This window comes from Thalassobaculum salexigens DSM 19539, from assembly GCF_000423805.1.
Taxonomy (GTDB): Bacteria; Pseudomonadota; Alphaproteobacteria; order Thalassobaculales; family Thalassobaculaceae; genus Thalassobaculum; species Thalassobaculum litoreum.
This window is the reverse complement of record NZ_KE384093.1, coordinates 718967-736877: the sequence shown is the minus strand read 5'-3', so window position 1 is coordinate 736877 and position 17911 is coordinate 718967. Positions and strand designations below refer to the sequence as shown.

Genomic DNA, 17911 nt, shown 5'->3' with positions numbered 1-17911 from the left:
CGCCTCAGACCGTCCGATAGGACGGGAAGGTCACCGTCATGGTGGTGCCCGCTCCCAGCCTGCTGTCCACCGAGAGGTCCGCGTCATGGGCCTGCACATGACCGCTGACGATGGCAAGGCCCAGCCCGACCCCCTCGTGCGAGCTGGTCATCGCGTCGGGGTGCTGCCAGAACGGCTGGGTGATCTGGCCGATCAGGTCCTGCGGAATGCCGATGCCCTCGTCCGCAACGGTCAGGACGATGCGGCGCTGCTCGTCCAGGCCGACCGCGACCCGGACCCGGGACCCTTCGGCGGAGAACTTCACGGCATTGGCCAGCAGGTTCTGGATGATCTGGTAGAGCATCTGCGGGTCGGCGCGCAGGGCGGGCAGCGACGGCTGGATCGAGGGGTCGATCTGCACGCCGTGCTCGCGCGCCGCGGGGGTCAGGTCGGTCACCGCCGCGAGGACCGCCGCCGTCACGTCGATGCCGCTCTCGTCGATATTCGACTGCAGCCGCTCCAGTCGGGCGAATTCCAGGATCTGCTCGATCATCTTCAGCAGGCGCGACCCGCTGCCGGAGATGTCACGGGCATAGCCGAGATAGCGGTCGCTCCCGAGCGGACCGAACGGCTGGCTGCGCAGCATGTCGGCGAAGCCGATGATGGCGTTGAGCGGGGTGCGCAGCTCATGGCTCATATTGGCCAGGAACTGGGACTTGGCCTGGCTGGCCAACTCGGCCCGCTCCATGGCCGTCCGCAGCTCGCCCTCACGGTCCTTGATCACCGTGATGTCGGAGTAGATGCAGACCATGCCGCCCTCGGCGGTGCGCCGCTCGTCCACCTGGTACCAGCGGCCGTCCGTGGTCGCCATCTCGTAGCGCTGGCTGTGGGCGGCGAAGACCGACAGGCGAGCCTCGATCCACTCCGCCTCTCGTCCGACCGCCTCGGCCGGGCAATGGCGCCCGGCGACCAGGGTCTGCAGCAGCGTGCCGTAGGGAGTGCCGTCCGAGCCGTCGATCTCGGCATCCAGCATGTCGCAATAGGCGTCGTTGCAGCGCAGCAGCCGTCCGTCCGGCGCGAACAGGGCGAAGCCGTCGGAGATCGCATCGACCGCGTCATGCAGCCGCTGGGTGGACAGTGCGGCGAAGGCCTCCGCCGCCCGGCGGGCACTGACGTCCCGCAGCACCAGGATGTAGATCCGCTCCGACCCGGCCATGGATTCGGCAAGGGTGATTTCGGTCGGCACGGTCCCGGAACACTCGGGCCCGTGCGATTCCACCTCGATGGTCTCCGGCCGGTCCGCCGCCCGTGACAGGGTCGCCACCGGCTCCCGGTCCAGCTCCGCCGCCCAGGGCCCCGTGAGCCGCTGATAGATCGGCTGACCTAAGAGCCCCCGTTGTGGGTACCCCAGCAGGGCGCAGGCCGCCCGGTTCGCCGTGCGGATCCGGGCGTCGTCGCCGATCGTCACGATGGCGTCGAAACTGGCGTCGATCACCTCGCGGATATAGGCGTCGTGGCGCTTCAGGGCCGCCTCGTTGCGCCGGCGCAGCACGGTCTCGGTACGGTAGTCGCCGATCACGAAGCTGCCGACCAGGAGGATCGAGGTCGCGGAGAAGAAGGTGGGGTCCACCAGGGCGCCGAAACCGGCCTGGGCATAGGCGGACACGCCGAGCGCGGCCGCCATGAGCCCGACGCCGACGGCGGGCTTCAGATGCGGGCTGAGGCGCGGCAGCAGGCCGATCAGCAGCAGCCCGGCCAGGGCCGTGGCCAGAAGCTCGACCCAGCCGAAGATCGGATCGCGCCAGGGTGCGCGGCCGGTGAGGATGGTGTCGACCGCGAGCGCCTGAAACTGCAGGCCGGAGACCGCCCCCCCGAAGCCGACGCGGACCCGGTCGCCCACCCCGGCGGCGGAGCTGCCGATCACCACGATGCGCCCGGCGACGTCCGCCCCCGAAACCCCGCCGGACAGCACATCGAGCGCCGAGACCGTCGGCACGCGGTCCGGCCGGGCGGTATCGACCCACAGCCTGCCCTGGGAATCGGTGGGCACGAACAGCGGGCCGACCGACACGCCGGTCATGCCCAGGGGCGACGGCATCTCGACCAGCATGTTCGGCTGCTGCAGGGCCACGCGCGCGATGTCCAGCGCCATGCCCGGCTGCAGGGTGGCGCCGACCCGGAAGATCGTCGGAACCCGCCGGGCCGTGCCGTCCGGCTCCGGCAGCAGACTGACCACCCCCTGCCCACGACTTGCCTGGTGGATCGGGGCGACGTTCTCGATGATCGCGCCGATGGCCGGAAGATTCTCGAGATCCTGATGGCCGCGTACGGCGATCCGGTTGTGGGCGCCTTGTCCGGGCGTGGCGTCGCCGGACCCCGGAATGGCGGCGACGGCGATGACGCTCGGCACCCGCCGCATGGCGCGGGCCAGCGCCTCGTCGTATCCGCCGAGGGCTTCCAGTTCCCGGCGCAGCTCGATGTCGAGGTCCGGCAGCGACCGGGCCAGCACGGTCGGCGACATCCGGTCCGGCTCGGCGAACAGGATGTTGAACGCGGCCGTCCTGACGCCGGCGGCGGACAGCCGGTCGACGAGATCGACCAGATGGCGCCGGGGCCAGGGCCACTGGCCCATGGCGGCGAGGCTGCGGTCGTCCACGTCCACCGCCAGGACCGGCGAGGGATCGGCGGCGGGCGCGCGCGTCTGCAGCTGCAGATCGAACCCCCAGAGCCGCAGGATCTGCAGCGGGGCCACGTCGAGGACGCGCAGGATCAGCAGAACTCCCAGCAGGCCGGCGGCGATCAGCCGGCCATGGCGCACGAGCCGGGAGAGTCGGCCGTCCTCCGGCTCGTCGAGCCATTGGAACTCGCTCGTCACCCCGACCTGCCGGATGTCGGCGCTGCCCGGTGTCCTGCTCTCCATCGCTCCCTCAGCCGTTGACCCATACGCGCGACCCGTCTCCCGTCCTACCGGACCACGATCTCGACCCGGCGGTTGCGGGCCTCGGACACGCCGTCGGCGGTGGGTACCACCGGCGCGCGCTCGCCATAGGAGACGACCGTCACCACCCGCTCCGGCACGCCGAGGCCGAGGACCTCCTGGGCCACCAGTTCCGCCCGATCCTGGGCGAGCTGGTCGTTGAACGCGGCCGAGCCGCTCCGGTCCGTATGGCCGGAAACCTCGACCTGAGGCAGCTTGCGCTGGCCCACGACCTCCAGCACCTCGCTCAGCTTGCGGGCCGAGTCCGGCGTCAGACGGTCCGTCCCCTGCTCGAAATACAGCAGAAAGGCGACCGGCGGCGTCGGTCCGGCGGCCAGGGCCGCGCCGAACACGGCCTCCACATCGGCGACCAGGAAGGTACCGGTCGACTGCGGCGCGCTCTGGGTATCGCCGGTCACCGCGCTTTCGCGCTCGCGCTCGAGCACCACAGAACCCTGCGGGGTCTCCACCCGGATCATGCCGACCACCCCGTCGGTGTCCGGCAGCAGCACGATCAGCGCCCCGTCGACCGCCGACTCGATCGCCGTCACGGCGGCCAGGAAGATCTCGCGGCAGCGGGCGATGTCGTCCGCCTGATGCCCCTCCTCCTGTTCCTGCATCCAGCAGTCGAACGCCGCCTGGCCGCGGGCGCTGTCGGGCCCCACGATCGAGCGCGCGCCGGCGCCGAACAGAGCGACCAGACGGGCCCGGGCGGCGCCCAGTTCCTCCCGCGCCGCGTCGGACAGGGCGCGGTCGTCGAGCCGCTCCGGCGGGAAGGCCTCACCCTTGGCGGCGCGGATCGCCCGGTCGTAGAAGCGGGCCGTGTCCGGCCAGTCGTACTCGGCGCGTTCCATGTCGCCGAGCGCCGCGTATTCGCGGCTCAGATCCCGAAGGAACGGCGAGTCCTGCGGCGGCAGGTCCGACAGGCCGTCGCTGTCATAGGGGCCGGCCGCGCAGGCGGCGAGGCTCAAGAGCGCCCCCACGACCGCGAGGCGGCGGAGGCGAAGGACGAGCGGTGCGAGATGAACGGTCATGGCATCAGTTCCCCGCCGGCGCCGGCACGCGGACCGCGAACCGGGTGCCCCGGACCGCGACGACCGAGAGCGGCGTCTTTATCTGGATGTTCTCCGGCGCGATCTTCCCGATCCGGCCGGACTGATAGACCATGGTTCCCTGCAGGATCTGGCCGAAGAAGCCGAACGCGTCGCGCTGCGGCGCGAACTCGAAGGAGGACAGCTCGAACCGCGAGTTCGGGCCCAACGAAATAAGAGTGCCGTCGTTCAACGTGACGCCGACCGCGCCGGCCGCGCCGGTCCGCAAGGTATCGGCCCGATGGACATCCAGCCCCTCGACCGCCACGATCACAGCGCCGGCCCGTTCCACGGCCGCTTCGCCATCTACTACCTTGACCGTCCCGATGGCCGGCCCGAAATCCTGCGCGCTTGTCGGCAACACGACCGAGAGCGCGAGGAGAAGCCCCAAGAGCAACCCACGCATTTTCTGTCTCTTTGTCCGTTTCTTATTGCCCCCACCCCCGTGCGGGCTAAGGCGGAACTCTACCTTCCCGGAGCAACGCGGTCGACAGTTCCGCTGCAATCTGGACAGCGCGTACCGACGACCTGTCAGCCGGCCGCGAAACGGCCAAAGGCGAACGGGGCGAGCAGATCCGGGCGGCGATCCTCGAGCGCCCAGTCGGCCAGCAGTTCGGTGACCGCCGGCGCGATCGCCCAACCGTGGCCGGTCCAGCCTGCCGCGTAGATCACATGCGGATTGCCGGGCAGCCGGTCGATCACCGGAATGCCGTCGATGGAGTCCGCCTCCAGGTGATCGGTATCCGCCGCGTCGATCTCGATGCCCTCCAGGGCGGGATAGACCGCGACCGCGTCGGCGACGTTGGCGACGACCTCCTCCGGAATCGGCGTGCCGCGGCCGGTGGCGTGATTCCAGGAGCCGAGCCGGCCGCCGGAGATCATCAGCCGCCCGTCGGGCTCGCGCTTGAGCGAGAGGATGCGGCTGGCATGGCCGACCAGGTGGCGAACCGGGTTGTCGGTCAGCGGCTTGGAGACCAGCACCTGCAGCGCAAGGTTCCAGGTCGGCAGGTCGAGCCACGGACTGATCAGCGACCGCACGCCGCTGTTGGCCAGGATGAACAGGCGCCCCGGCACCGGAATCTCGTCGCCGTCGGCGGCCGCCACGGCGACCACCTTGCCGTCCCGCGTCACCAGGCGCTCGACCTTCACGCCTTCGCGGATCGTCGCACCCGCCTTCACGGCCATCTCGGCATAGGCCTTTGTGGTTCGGGCGTGGAACGCCACCCCGTCCCCCGGACAGTGCAGGGCGGCCTGAACGAAGGGCGCGACGCCGGGCTCCAGCTCCCGCATTTCCGCCTCGCTCAGGAACGACGTGGGAATGCCGAACCGGGTCTGCAGGGCGGCGCGGGTCTGCGCCCTGGGCAGGTCCACCGGCCGTTCGATCAGTTGTAGATGTCCGGTTTGCTCGAACAGCGGCTCGGTGCCCAGGGTCTCGTGCAGCTCGGGCCAGATCCGCCGCGCCCGTGCCATCAGCGGCAGCTCGCGATGATCGCGGCAGTTGGCCCGCACGCCGCGCCGTCCCGGCCCGCCGGAGGCGCCGGAGGCGACCGTCTTCGCTTCCAGGAGCTCGACCGCCTCGCCACGCTTGGCCAGATGCCACGCCACGGCCGCCCCGTAGACGCCGCCGCCGATGATGAGGGTCATGCGATCTCCCGTGGGCCGTACCGTTGCGACGGCGCCATCTTCGAAGATGCCCGGGCCGGGCGCCAGGGGCTGAATGCAGTATGATGGCTCGGGCCGGGACCGTCAGGCCAGGGCCGGAACCGTCAGGCGAGGGAATGGGTGTGCCCGTCCACTGGGAGGGCCAGGCCGGAGATCTTCGCCCCCGCCGGCGAGGCCAGGAACAGGGCGGCATCGGCCACATCGTCGGCGCTCACCCAACTGCGCAGGGACACGCCGGCGACGTATCGCGCCCGCAGTTCCGCCTCGGTCAGGCCCGTCGCCTTCGCCTCGTTGGCGAGCACCCGGTCCATGCGCTCGCCCTCCACCGAGCCTGGGCAGATCGCGTTCACCCGCACACCGTAAGGCCCGAGTTCCATGGCCAGGGTCTTCATCAGGCCGATGATGCCCCATTTGGACGTGGCATAGGGGCTGCGGTTCGGATAGCCGTGCAGCCCGGCCGAGGACGACATCAGGATCAGGGAGCCGCCGCCGCCCTCCTTCAACACCCGCGCCGCCCAGCGGCAGGTCAGGAAGGCACCGTCGAGGTTGACGGCGAGGCAGGCGCGCCACGCCTCCAGGCTATGGCTCTCGATCAGGCCGGCCGGCCCTCCGGTGCCGGCATTGGCGATCACCACGTCGGCGCCGCCCCATCGCTCCTCCACCTCCAGGAAGAACGCCCCCATCTGGGCCTCGTCGGTGACGTCGGCCGGACGGGCGATCGACCCGTCGATGTCCGCGCCGACGGCGGCCACGGCGGCCGCGTCGACATCGCACAGCGCCACCCTGGCCCCCGCGGCGGCGAAGCGGCGGGCATAGACCAGACCGATCCCGGACGCGCCGGCGGTGATGACGACACGGGCGTCGCGGAACGTGTCTTCGCTATACATGGGAAGCCTCGGCGCGGTGGATGCGAATGTGGCCTCCTAGAGCAAATCCCGATCGGATGGAAACACCTGATCGTGCTCTGGAGCACACGGACCGTCGCTTCAACCGGTCGCCTTCCCGAGGCCGGGCCGGTTCAGCGCGACCGCCCCTCCAACCCGGCCGCCGCCGCGCCGCTCGCTCCCGGGACCCGCATCTCGAAGACCTCGGTCACGCTGGTGTAGTCGTAATAGCCGAGGCGGGCGAGCGGCCGGATCCTGGGAATGTCGAGCTTGCCCTCCGGCGTCACCACCGCGTCATCCACGTGGATACGGACCACCTCGCCATAGACCACGTCGACCCAGCCGTGGTTCGAGTTGCCCTGAAGACGGTGCGTGGACAGGTAACGGCACTCGAAATGCGCCGGGCTCTCGGCGACCCGCGGTCCCGGGGCGTCGATACAGGGCGCCTTGGTCACCCCGGCGCGCTCGAACTCGTCGACCTCGCACGGCAGTTCCATGGCGGTGATGTTCACCGCCTCGCGCAGGTCGTAGGTGGCCATGTTCCAGACGAACCAGCCGGTCTGCTCGGCGTTGACCACCGTGTCCTTGCGCCGCCCGTCGCTGAGTTGGTTGGCGGCGAACATGACCATCGGCGGATCGAAGGTCAGATTCTGCCACTGACTGTACGGCGCCAGGTTCGGCACGCCGTCGGTGGAAACCGTCGACAGCCAACCGATCGGCCGCGGCACCGTGCAGCTCTTGAAGGGCGAGAACGGCAGCGGGCAGGGCTCGCTCGCGGGGGCGTAATGCATCGGGTGTCTCCTCGTCGCTGTCGCAAGACCGTAGGAGAGATCAGCGCGCCGCGAAACCGCGTCGATGCGCGGAGCCCGGGGATGCGACGACCGCCGGAAAATTTCACCCCAACGGAGAAATTAACCAATATATCTAGGATTTTACGAATATAGGCAGCTGTAAAATCCTGGGCCTCGCATGATCCGATCAAAGCCGAGGATCGTATGATTGTATTCAACAATCCATTCCCTCGGCGGGCAGAGTAGTGCTAAGCACTCGGCGCCAATCTTCGCCCGTTCAACTTTCCCATCACCGCTCCGCCCAAGAGAGCAGCATGTGGCTGATCGGAACTCCGGAATACACACACTAGGAGAGTTGCATTGTTTGAGCTTCTGACCGGCGGTCTGGGCATGCGCTCGACTGGCGCGACTCTAGGCGCGCTGAGCAAATCACAGGCCATCATCGAGTTCACCCCGAAAGGCAAGATCCTGCGGGCCAACAAGAACTTTCTGGACGCGATGGGCTACCGGCCGGGCGACGTCATCGGCAAACACCACTCGATGTTTGTCAGCAAGGACTATGCGGGATCGAAGGAATACCGGGAATTCTGGGAGACGCTGGCCAAAGGTCAGTTCCTGCGCAGCGAATTCCGCCGGGTCCGCAAGGACGGCTCGGAGATCTGGCTGCAGGCTTCCTACAACCCGGTCAAGGGCTTGGGCGGGCGCGTGGTGAAGGTGGTGAAGCTGGCCACCGACATCACGGAGGAAAAGCGCCGCGCCGCCGAAGTCCAGGGGCAGATCAACGCCATCCGCCGGTCCCAGGCGGTGATCCATTTCGCGCTCGACGGCACGATCCTGGAAGCGAACGAGAATTTCCTGACGACCATGGGCTACTCGGCCGAGGAGGTCGTCGGCAAACACCACTCGATGTTTGTCGAAGACACCGAAAAGCACTCCGGCGAATACAATCAGTTCTGGGATTCCCTCGGCCGCGGCGAATTCCATGAAGGGCAATTCCGGCGGCTGGCCAAGGGCGGGCGCGAGATCTGGATCCGCGCGACCTACAACCCGATCCTCGATGCCGCCGGCCGGCCGTACAAGGTGGTCAAGTTCGCCTCCGACATCACCAGTTCCAAGCTGCGGTTCGCCGATGTCGAGGGCCAGATCGAGGCCATCAACAAATCCCAGGCGGTCATCGAGTTCGACCTCGACGGCACGATCCTGAAGGCCAACGAGAACTTCCTGAAGACCATGGGCTACTCGGCCGACGAGGTGGTCGGTCGACATCACCGGATGTTCGTGGCGCCGAACGAGGCCAAGGCCTCCGCCTATGAGAGTTTCTGGACCAATCTAGGCCTCGGCCACTACCAGTCGGGTCAGTACAAGCGGATCGGCAAGGACGGCCAGGAGGTCTGGATCGAGGCTTCCTACAATCCCATCCTCGATATGAGCGGCCGGCCGTTCAAGGTGGTGAAATACGCCACGGACATCACCGCGGATATCCGCCAGAAAGAGCATTTCAACATCCTGTCCCTGGTCGCCAACGAGACCGACAACAGCGTCATCATCACCGACGCGGAAGGCCGGATCGAGTATGTGAACGCCGGCTTCACCCGGCTCACCGGCTACGGCGCGGACGAGGCCATGGGCAAGATCCCGGGCCGGATGCTGCAGGGCGAGAACACCGATTCCGAGACGGTGCGGCGGATCCGCGAGAACCTGTCGCTGCGCAAGCCCTTCGTCGAAGAGATCCTGAACTACACCAAGGACGGCCAGCCCCACTGGATCTCGCTGTCGATCAACCCGGTCTTCGACAAGACGGGCAAGCTCGAGCGCTATGTGTCGGTGCAGGTCGACATCACCGAGACGAAGCTGCGCGCCCTGGAAGCCGGCGCCCGGATCACCGCGATCGAGCAGTCGAACCTCGTCCTGGAATGGGACAGCGAGGGCCGGTTGTCGGCGGCGAACGAACTGGCCCTGAGCGCGCTCGGCGCGCGGTCGGTCGACGCCGCGCGGAGCATCGCCGGGCTGTCGCTCGACAGCCTGTTCGACCCGGCGACACGCGATCAGCTCCATGCCGGAGAGGCCGTGGTGCGCGAACTGTCGGTGAACATCGGCAACGCAGCCCGGCTCTATCTCGCCGCGACCGTCCAGCCGCTGCGCGACGTGCACGGCTCTCTGCAGCGGGTGGTCATGTACGCCACCGACACCACGGCAAGCCGGACGTCGATCGAGAAGACCCGGGAGATCATGGACGAGGTGCTGAACCGCATCCATGTCACCGCCGGCAACATCTCGGGGGTGTCGGAACAGACCAATCTGCTGGCCCTGAACGCCACGATCGAGGCGGCGCGGGCCGGGGATGCGGGTCGCGGCTTCGCCGTCGTCGCCTCCGAGGTGAAGATCCTGGCGTCGCGCTCGGCCGAACTCTCCACGGAGATCGCCAGCCTGATCTCGGAGACCCAGCAGCAGATCGAGCAGTTCCGCTCCGGCACCAACGGGTGAGCGGAACGCGATCAGAGGCCGTCGAGGAAGGACTTCAGCGCGGCGTTATAGGCGGCGGTGTCCTCCAGATACGGCGCGTGGCCGACCCTCGGCAGGACGGCGGTGCGAACCCGCGCCGACCCGCGCGCCAGGGCATCCAGCAGAGCGCCGCTCAGATCTGGGGTGACCGTGCGATCCTCTTCCCCGGTCAGGACCAGGACCGGAATCGACAGGGCGGCCAGGGCGTCGGTGTTGTCGGCCTCGGCGATCAGGCGCATGGCCTCCGCCAGCCCCTCGCGCCGGGTCTCCGCCGCGATGCCGGCCAGGCGCTCGATGATCTCCGGGGCGCAGCCCGGCGCCGCCATGCTCTTCGCCCGCCGCGCGCCGTATTCCCGTGCCGGCAGGGTTTCCAGTTCCGTCAGACGGGCGAGATAGGGCTCGCTGAGCGGCGTGCCCGCCGGTTGGCGCCGGCCCAGCAGCGTGCAGGACAGGGCCAGCGCGCGCAGCCGGCCGGGATACGTGCCGGCGAAGCGTCCGGCGACGACGCCACCCATCGAATGGCCGAGCAGAACGAAGGTCGGCAGATCCAGCGCGTCCACCAGTGCCGCCAGCGTCGCCGCATAGGCGTCCACGGTCGGGGCGACCGTGTCGGACAGCCCGTATCCGGGCGCATCCCACGCGGTCACGCGCCACGAGCCGGAAAACGCTTCGATCTGCTCCTCCCAGGTGCGGGAATTGCCGGCGAGGCCGTGCAGCAGGACCAGATCGGGTCCGGATCCCGCCTGCCGGTACGAAATGCGGCCATGGTCGAGGTCGAGGGTCTGTCGGTCGGGGAAGGCCATGGGCGTCAACTCCGAAGAAGTCCGGCCCGTTCCGGGAGGCATTGAGGCGGGCTTTACCATCCGTAGAGCCAACCTGGCCCCCCATCAATGGCTTAACGCGTGCGCGCCCCATTTCCGCTGGGCGGGATTCGACGGTAACGAATATGCAGCAATTTAAATTAATTAGTTCTTATGACTTGGCCCTTACGGTCCACAACAGATCGCGATTGGAGGATGTGCAGGTGCCGAACCCTGGGACCAATAACCTTCAGTGTGGGGAGCTGTGCGCCGGCCGCAAGCTGCCCCTCGGAGAATACGTGCCTGCCTGCGCGTGCGACCGCGGCGACATCCCGGCGGCCTTTCCCAGGTTCGGCGACGACACGCTGAAGGGGTTCCTGCGGTACTGGCTGACGCTATACGTCGACGGCCGCGTGCCCGAGCGCAAGGATTTCGACCCGACGCGCGTCCCGTCCCTGCTGAGCCGCTTCTGGATCATTCAGCGCGAGCCTGGCACCGGCCGCTACAAGTTCCTGCTGGCCGGCGAGCAGATCCGCGCGCTGTTCAACCGCCGCGTGGCGGACATTTACGTGGACGACCTGTTCAAGGACCACGAGACGGAGATGCACCTCGCCCTGAGCGAGGTGATCGACACCCCGGCGATCCATTATGCGGTGGGGCCGCTCTACCGGGCCGGCATGTATCCCCTGCATACCGAGCGCCTGGCCCTGCCGATGGCGGAGGACGGCGTGGTGACGTCTGTCTACGGCGCGACGCTGTATCGCCGTCCGACCGCCGCGCCGAGCACCGACACCGAATTCATCGACGGCGCAAAGCCGATCGTTCTGCCGATCCGCAACCTGCCCTGCCCGGGCTGCCTGATGCTGTGAGGGGCTACCTCGACCGGCGCTGCCACACGGCGGGGCGAACCGCCCCCGCAAGGTCCGACGCCCGATAGCCGGGCCACCCTGGAAATGGTGGGCCCGGCAGGATTCGAACCTGCGACAACACCGTTATGAGCGGCGCGTTCTGACCGCTGAACTACGGGCCCCCCGGCCGCGGCGCGAAGCCGCAACCTCCGCCACCACTTATCGTCGCGCTGTCGCCACATTGTCAACGCGCGTAACCGGATCGACCGCATCCGGGCCGCTTTCGTCGCCCGCATCGGGGCCGATGACAGGCGCCCCGGAACGGGACCCGGTGGCGCCGTCTCCCGGCCGCCCGGTTCCCACGGCACCGGATCATCCGGCCATCAGCCGGTCGAAGACCGGATCCGGATCGTCGACCTCGACCAGCCGCCTGTCCTCGATCACCCAGACCCGCGTGGCGACGGCCCGCACGAAGGCGCGGTCGTGGCTGACCAGCAGGCAGGCGGCCTGGTGACGGATCAGTTCCTCCTCCAGCATCTCCTGCCCTTCGATGTCCAGGTGGTTGGTCGGCTCGTCCAGCAGGAAGAAGTTCGGTTCCGTCAGACGAAGCAGCAGCATCGCCAGCCGCGCCCGCTGACCGCCCGACAGACGGGCGATGGGCGCGGTTTGCGCATCGACGCCGATCCCCGCCCCGGCCAGTTGCGAACGCGCCACATGGTCGCTCAGCCCGCTGGACTGCTTGACCGCTTCCCACGGCGTGGCGAACCCGTCGAGCTGCGACAGCGCCTGGTTCGAATAGCCGAGCCTGAGGCTTGCCGCACCGCGGATCTGCGGGTCCGCGTCCGACAGGGCGGCCCGCACCCGTTCGACCAGCCGGGTCTTGCCGCTGCCGTTCTCACCCAGCAGCGCCACCCGGTCGCCATTCTTGATCAGCGCCTTGCCGATCTTCACCAGCACGCGTCCGTCCGGCGTGGCGATCTCGGCCCCTTCCACCGTGACAAGAGCCTTCGCATGGGTACCGCTTGCGGTCAGGCGGATGTTGCCGGCGGAGCGCTCGTGATGGGCGGGGCGAGCCCGCTCCTCCAGCCGGTCGGCCCGGTCGGAAAGTTGCTTGGTCTTCACCACCAGCAGGTCGGAGCCGGAGTTGATGCCGATGTTCTTCAGCTTGGCCGCCTGCTGGCGCAGGGTCTTCACCTTGCGCATGTCGTTCTCGAACTGCCGGTCGCGGGCGGCATCGCGTTCCTCCAGCGCGTGCAGGGCGGCGGTGTACGACAGGGCGAAATCGGCGCTCTCCTGGGGGCGCAGGAAGAGGGTGCGGTTGGTCACGTCGTCGAGAAACGCGCGGTCGTGGCTGGCCGCCACCACGGCACAATCCCGCGGCAGGCCGGCCAGAAACCGCTCCAGCACGCCGATGCGACCGATATCCAGATGGTTCGTCGGCTCGTCCAGCAGCAGCAGGTCCGGCTCGACCACCGCCGCACGGGCGAGCAGCATGGTGCGCTGCCACCCGCCGGACAGACGGTCGACGGCGGTGTCCCGCGTCGCCTGCTCCACGGCGAGGTCCTCGAGCAGGATGTCCACCCGCCAGCTTTCCGTCTCCGCGATCTCCGGCGCGAGCGCGTCGCGCACCGCATCGTACAGACTGAGGGACAGCAGGCGCTCGGGCGGATCCTGGGGAGCGAAGGCGACGACCAGCCCCCGGGAGCGCGTGACGCCGCCGGTGGTGGCGTCCTCCCCGCCGGCCAGGATGCGCAGCAGGGAGGACTTGCCGCGCCCGTTGGCGGCGACAAGGCCGAGGCGGTCGCCCCGGGCGATCGAGAGGTCGAGCCCGGCGAACAGGGTCTCGGCGCGAATCAGGGAAAGGTCTTTGACGGCGATCAGGGACATGACGGTCTCATCGGAAGTCAGGATGGCGCGACACGCGCGCCGGAGAGGCTGACGGATGAGACGGCGATGCGTTTCCCGGTCAGCCCCGCGAGATCAGGCGCGGGGCGTGGACAGGTCCTCGGGTACGGTCATGGAAGCGCTGGTAGAGCACCGGCTTCCCCCTTCTTTCTTCGGCATCAGGGACACCGATTGATAGCCACACCGGCGCATCGTGACAAGCCGGACGTGCGACCGACACAAAACTGCAAAATAGGTCTGCATCACTGACCTTTGCTGCGATGCACAATTTCCCTTGTGCATCGCAGCAAAGGGGCTATCTTCAGCGTCAGGACGTAATCGCGTGAGCCGTCGAGAAACGATGGTCAGGGGAGCAATAAGAAGCCTAGATCCGGGAGGTGGACGTCTGCCAACACACCAAGGTGATCCACATGCATCCCTATACCGCGCAGGAAAACGAGTGGCTGTCCGGCCGCAATGCTAGCGAAGCCTCGGCCAGCACCGCCTCTGTCCCCCCTCTCACCAAGCCGGTCGCCGTGATCGACGACGCCGTGATCCGCATGCACATGCGCCGCGGCGAGCGCATGCGCGCCGAGGAAGTCCGGCGCTGTGTCGTGGCCCTGTTCCGGCTGCCCATCATCGGCCTTCGGGCGCTGGGCGCCTATCTGAACCCGCCCGCCGCCAAGCCGCACCACTGAGCGGCAACACCCCGTCGCATCCGCCCCGGCCAGTGTCGGGGCGGTATGCGGGGGCGGTATGCGGAACGGGGCATCACGTCATGCGCAGTCGGAGACTGTTCGCCCGCCGACCGGTTTGATAGACCGGCGCCATGACCCAGACCCCCGCCCCCGGGGCCGCCTCCCGCTCGCCGAAGGATGAGCCGGTCGTCGCCCGCACAATTGCCGATCTCCGCTCCCTCGTCGCCGCATGGCGCCGCGCGGGCCTGTCCGTCGGCCTCGTCCCCACCATGGGTGCCCTGCATGCCGGGCATCTGAGCCTGGTGGCCGCCTCCCAGGACGTCTGCGACCGCACCATCGTGTCGATCTTCGTCAATCCGAAGCAGTTCGCGCCGGGCGAGGATCTGGACACCTATCCGCGCACCTGGGATAGCGATCTGGCCGCCCTGCGCGACGTCGGCGCCCATGCGGTCTTCGCGCCGATCCCGTCCGAAGTGTACCCGGCGGGTCATGCCACCACGGTCTCCGTCGCCAACCTGACCGACTGTCTCGACGGCATCGCCCGCCCCGGCTTCTTCGACGGGGTGGCCACGGTGGTCGCCAAGCTGTTTCTGCAGTCCGGCGCCGACAAGGCGTTCTTCGGCGAGAAGGACTTCCAGCAGTTCCTGGTGGTCCGCCGCATGGCCGCCGATCTGGACATACCCATCGACGTCATCGGCTGCCCGACCGTGCGCGAGGCCGACGGGCTCGCCCTGTCGTCGCGCAACACCTACCTCTCCGCCGCCGAACGCGCCCAGGCGCCGCGGTTGCACCAGGAGATGGTGAAGGCGGCCCATCGCATCCGCTCAGGCGACGGGGACATCTCCGCCGCCTGCGCCGATGCGATCGCCGCCCTGTCCGCCGAGGGCTTCGGGCCGATCGACTATATCGAGATGCGCGACGCCGAGACCCTGGCCGCCCTCAGCGGCACCGATCCGGTCATCCGTCCGGCCCGCCTGTTCGCCGCCGCCCGTCTGGGCGAAACTCGGCTGATCGACAATATCGGGGTGTGAGTCGCCCCCTTCCGCCGCCAACGCCTGCCCTCTATAACCGCGGACAAGGTCTTAAGAGAGCCAATCGACACGCGGGAGGACAGGCGGCATGGCCGAGAAGTTGAAGATCGCGGTGATTCCGGGCGACGGCATCGGCTGGGAAGTCGTGCCCGAGGGCATCAAGGTGCTGGAGGCCGTCGGCGCCAAGCACGGCCTGGAGTACGACTTCACCGAGTTCGACTGGAGCTGCGAGCGCTTCCACAAGACCGGCAAGTTCATGCCCGATGACGGGCTGGAGCAGCTCAAGACCCACGACTCGATCTTCCTCGGCGCCGTCGGCTTCCCCGGCGTGCCGGATCACGTTTCCCTGTGGTCCCTGCTGATCCCGATCCGCCGGTCGATGAACCAGTACATCAACCTGCGCCCGGTGCGGATGATGAAGGGCATGAAATGCCCGCTGGCCGGCCGCGGCCCCGAGGACATCGACTTCTGGGTCGTGCGCGAGAACAACGAGGGCGAATACTCCGAGATCGGCGGCCGCCTGTTCCAGGGCACCGACAACGAGATGGCCATGCAGGAGACGGTCATGACCCGCAAGGGCTGCGACCGGGTCATGCGCTACGCCTTCGACCTGTGCCAGCGGGTCGGCAAGAAGAAGGTCACCTCGGCCACCAAGTCGAACGGCATCATCCACACCATGCCGTTCTGGGACGAGCGCTTCGAGGCGATCGCCAAGGAATACCCGGACATCGCCACCGACAAGTTCCACATCGATATCCTGACCGCGCAGTTCGTGCTGCATCCGGACTGGTTCGACGTGGTGGTCGGCTCCAACCTGTTCGGCGACATCCTGTCCGATCTCGGCCCGGCCGTGGCCGGCTCCATCGGCATCGCGCCCTCGGCCAACATCAATCCGGAGGGCGACTATCCCTCCATGTTCGAGCCGGTGCACGGCTCCGCTCCGGACATCGCCGGCAAGGGGATCGCCAACCCGATCGGCCAGATCTGGTCCGGGGCGATGATGCTGGAGCACCTGGGCCACCAGGCGGCGGCCGACGACATCGTCAAGGCGATCGAGACCGTGCTGTCCGAGGCCGGCCCGAAGACCCCGGATATCGGCGGTCAGGCGGCGACCAAGGATCTGGGCGATGCGATCGCGGCTGCCGTGAAGTGAGCGCGCCAGAATTGACCGCCTACGTCACCCGCGACGGCGCCCATCGTTATCCGGTCGACACGCCGATCTGGCGGTGCCCCGAAACCGGGGCGCCGGTCAACCTCACCGAGGGCGAAGGTCTAAGCCGGGACGACATCGACATGGCCGAGCGCTCGCTGTGGCGCTACGCGTCGGCGATCCGGGTCGACAAGGCGTCCCGGGTGCCGCTGGGTGAGGGCTGCACCCCGCTGATCCCCATGGCGCTGGAGGGCGGCAATGTCCGCCTGAAGCTGGAATCCCTGATGCCCAGCGGCTCGTTCAAGGACCGCGGCATGGCGGTGCTCGTCGCCTACCTGAAAGCCCACGGCATCAGCGAGGTGATGCTCGACAGTTCCGGCAACGCCGCCGGCTCGCTGGCCTGCTATGCCGGCGCGTCGGGGATCAAATGCACGGTGCTGGTGCCGGCCAGGACCTCGGCCGCCAAGGTGGCGCAGATGCGGGCCTATGGGGCCGTGGTCGAGCTGGTCGAAGGCACCCGCCAGGACGTGGCTGCCAAGGCGCTGAAGCTGGCCGAGGCGGGCGTGTTCTACGCCTCCCACAACTGGCAGCCGTTCTTCATCGAGGGTACGAAGACGCTGGCCTATGAGATCTGGGAACAGTCCGGCTTCACCGTGCCGGACAACATCGTGATCCCGGTCGGCTACGGCTCCAACCTGCTGGGCTGCCGGATCGGCTTCGACGAGTTGAAGCGGCGCGGCGAGATCGACCGGGTGCCGCGCCTGTTCGCCGCCCAGCCGGCCAATGTCGGCGCCCTGGTCCGGGCGTTCGTGGCGAATGCCGACACGCCGGTCGACTTCACCCCGCAGCCCACCATCGCCGAGGGCGTGGCCGCCGCCAAGCTGGTGCGCACGGCCGAATGCGTCGCCGCCCTGCGGGATACCGGCGGCGGAGCCGTGGCCGTCGCCGAGGAGAAGATCCTGCCGGCGGTCCGCATGCTGGCGTCCAAGGGCGCGCTGGTGGAGCCGTCCTGCGCGCTCGCCGCCACCGGCTACGACCAGCTCGTCGCCGACGGGACGATTTCCCCGAACCAGGACACGGTGGTGGTGATGACCGGCAACGGGCTGAAGAGCCTCGACGCCCTGATGGAGTAGTCCGCGTGCGCGAGAAGAAGTATTTCGAGGATTTCCAGGTCGGCGACGTGCTCACCGGCCAACGGGTGACGGTGACCGAAAGCCAGATCGTCGACTTCGCCTTCAAATGGGACCCGCAGCCGTTCCACGTCTCCAAGCCGGATGCGGAAGCGACGATGTTCGGCGGCCTGATCGCCAGCGGCTTCCATACCCTGGCGTTGACCTTCCGCCTGATCTGGCAGGCCGGCCCGCATCAGGAGACCAATGTCGGCGGCACCGGCATGGACAACCTGCGCTGGCCCCGCCCGGTGCGTCCGGGCGACACCCTGTCGGCGACGGCCGAGGTGATGGAGCTGATACCCTCCTCGTCCCGCCCGTTCGGCCGGGTGAAGCTGGCCTATACGACGAAGAACCAGAACGACGAGGTGGTGATGACCTGCGAGATGCACCACCTGCTGGCGACGCGGCCCAGCGAATAACGCCCTTGTCACTCCTGCCTTTG

General features: G+C 68.3%; 15 protein-coding genes and 1 tRNA gene. 7 read left to right on the top strand and 9 right to left on the bottom strand.

Annotation, left to right across the window (positions count from 1 at the left end; all coding sequences use genetic code 11):
* Positions 1–4: 4 nt before the first annotated feature.
* The 6 genes from G578_RS25300 to G578_RS0107725 all read right to left on the bottom strand — a co-directional run bounded on the left by G578_RS25300 (position 5) and on the right by G578_RS0107725 (position 7384).
* Positions 5–2899, bottom strand: a complete 2895-nt coding sequence (locus tag G578_RS25300) for a CHASE2 domain-containing protein (RefSeq protein ID WP_038013875.1) — start codon at positions 2897–2899, stop codon at positions 5–7.
* 44 nt (positions 2900–2943) lie between these two features.
* Positions 2944–3990, bottom strand: a complete 1047-nt coding sequence (locus G578_RS28280; protein WP_051244277.1) for an OmpA family protein — start codon at positions 3988–3990, stop codon at positions 2944–2946.
* 4 nt (positions 3991–3994) lie between these two features.
* Complete coding sequence (locus G578_RS25290) at positions 3995–4453, bottom strand: FecR family protein (protein WP_038013871.1); 459 nt, start codon at positions 4451–4453, stop codon at positions 3995–3997.
* Between the two features lie 125 nt (positions 4454–4578).
* A complete protein-coding gene (locus G578_RS0107735; protein ID WP_028793747.1) occupies positions 4579–5691 on the bottom strand; it encodes an NAD(P)/FAD-dependent oxidoreductase in 1113 nt (370 codons plus the stop codon).
* A gap of 122 nt (positions 5692–5813) precedes the next feature.
* Positions 5814–6596, bottom strand: a complete 783-nt coding sequence (locus tag G578_RS0107730) for an SDR family oxidoreductase (protein WP_038013868.1) — start codon at positions 6594–6596, stop codon at positions 5814–5816.
* Positions 6597–6727: 131 nt separating this feature from the next.
* Positions 6728–7384, bottom strand: a complete 657-nt coding sequence (locus G578_RS0107725; RefSeq protein WP_028793745.1) for a flavin reductase family protein — start codon at positions 7382–7384, stop codon at positions 6728–6730.
* Positions 7385–7744: 360 nt separating this feature from the next.
* Between G578_RS0107725 and G578_RS25285 the strand changes: the two genes are divergently transcribed.
* Positions 7745–9868: a PAS domain S-box protein gene (locus G578_RS25285; RefSeq protein ID WP_051244272.1), complete on the top strand. Its 2124-nt coding sequence runs from the start codon at positions 7745–7747 to the stop codon at positions 9866–9868.
* A gap of 11 nt (positions 9869–9879) precedes the next feature.
* On the opposite strand, the gene G578_RS0107715 is transcribed toward G578_RS25285, so the two are convergent.
* On the bottom strand, positions 9880–10689 hold the full coding sequence (locus tag G578_RS0107715) for an alpha/beta fold hydrolase (RefSeq protein ID WP_038013865.1): 810 nt from the start codon (positions 10687–10689) through the stop codon (positions 9880–9882).
* Between the two features lie 296 nt (positions 10690–10985).
* Here G578_RS0107715 and G578_RS0107710 point away from each other — a divergent pair, with 296 nt between their 5' ends.
* The gene (locus tag G578_RS0107710) at positions 10986–11555 is read left to right on the top strand and encodes a PAS domain-containing protein (protein WP_028793743.1); all 570 of its coding nucleotides are present in this window, start codon (positions 10986–10988) and stop codon (positions 11553–11555) included.
* Between the two features lie 85 nt (positions 11556–11640).
* Here the strand turns inward: G578_RS0107710 and G578_RS0107705 are convergent.
* Together G578_RS0107705 and G578_RS0107700 are read right to left on the bottom strand one after the other, a co-directional pair.
* Positions 11641–11716 (bottom strand) — tRNA-Ile (locus G578_RS0107705).
* 190 nt (positions 11717–11906) lie between these two features.
* Entirely contained in the window at positions 11907–13421 is a 1515-nt protein-coding gene (locus G578_RS0107700; protein WP_028793742.1) for an ABC-F family ATP-binding cassette domain-containing protein, read from the bottom strand.
* 395 nt (positions 13422–13816) lie between these two features.
* Between G578_RS0107700 and G578_RS0107695 the strand changes: the two genes are divergently transcribed.
* The 5 genes from G578_RS0107695 (at position 13817) to G578_RS0107675 (ending at position 17888) form a co-directional block, all read left to right on the top strand.
* A complete protein-coding gene (locus G578_RS0107695) occupies positions 13817–14116 on the top strand; it encodes a hypothetical protein (RefSeq protein ID WP_028793741.1) in 300 nt (99 codons plus the stop codon).
* A gap of 131 nt (positions 14117–14247) precedes the next feature.
* A complete protein-coding gene (gene panC, locus G578_RS0107690) occupies positions 14248–15147 on the top strand; it encodes a pantoate--beta-alanine ligase (protein ID WP_051244269.1) in 900 nt (299 codons plus the stop codon).
* Positions 15148–15235: 88 nt separating this feature from the next.
* Positions 15236–16300 (top strand): tartrate dehydrogenase, encoded by a 1065-nt coding sequence (locus G578_RS0107685; protein WP_028793739.1) that lies wholly within the window; start codon positions 15236–15238, stop codon positions 16298–16300.
* An 11-nt stretch (positions 16301–16311) separates the two neighbouring features.
* A complete protein-coding gene (locus G578_RS0107680; RefSeq protein ID WP_038013862.1) occupies positions 16312–17430 on the top strand; it encodes a threonine synthase in 1119 nt (372 codons plus the stop codon).
* Between the two features lie 5 nt (positions 17431–17435).
* Complete coding sequence (locus G578_RS0107675; RefSeq protein WP_028793737.1) at positions 17436–17888, top strand: MaoC family dehydratase; 453 nt, start codon at positions 17436–17438, stop codon at positions 17886–17888.
* The last annotated feature ends 23 nt before the right edge of the window (positions 17889–17911 follow it).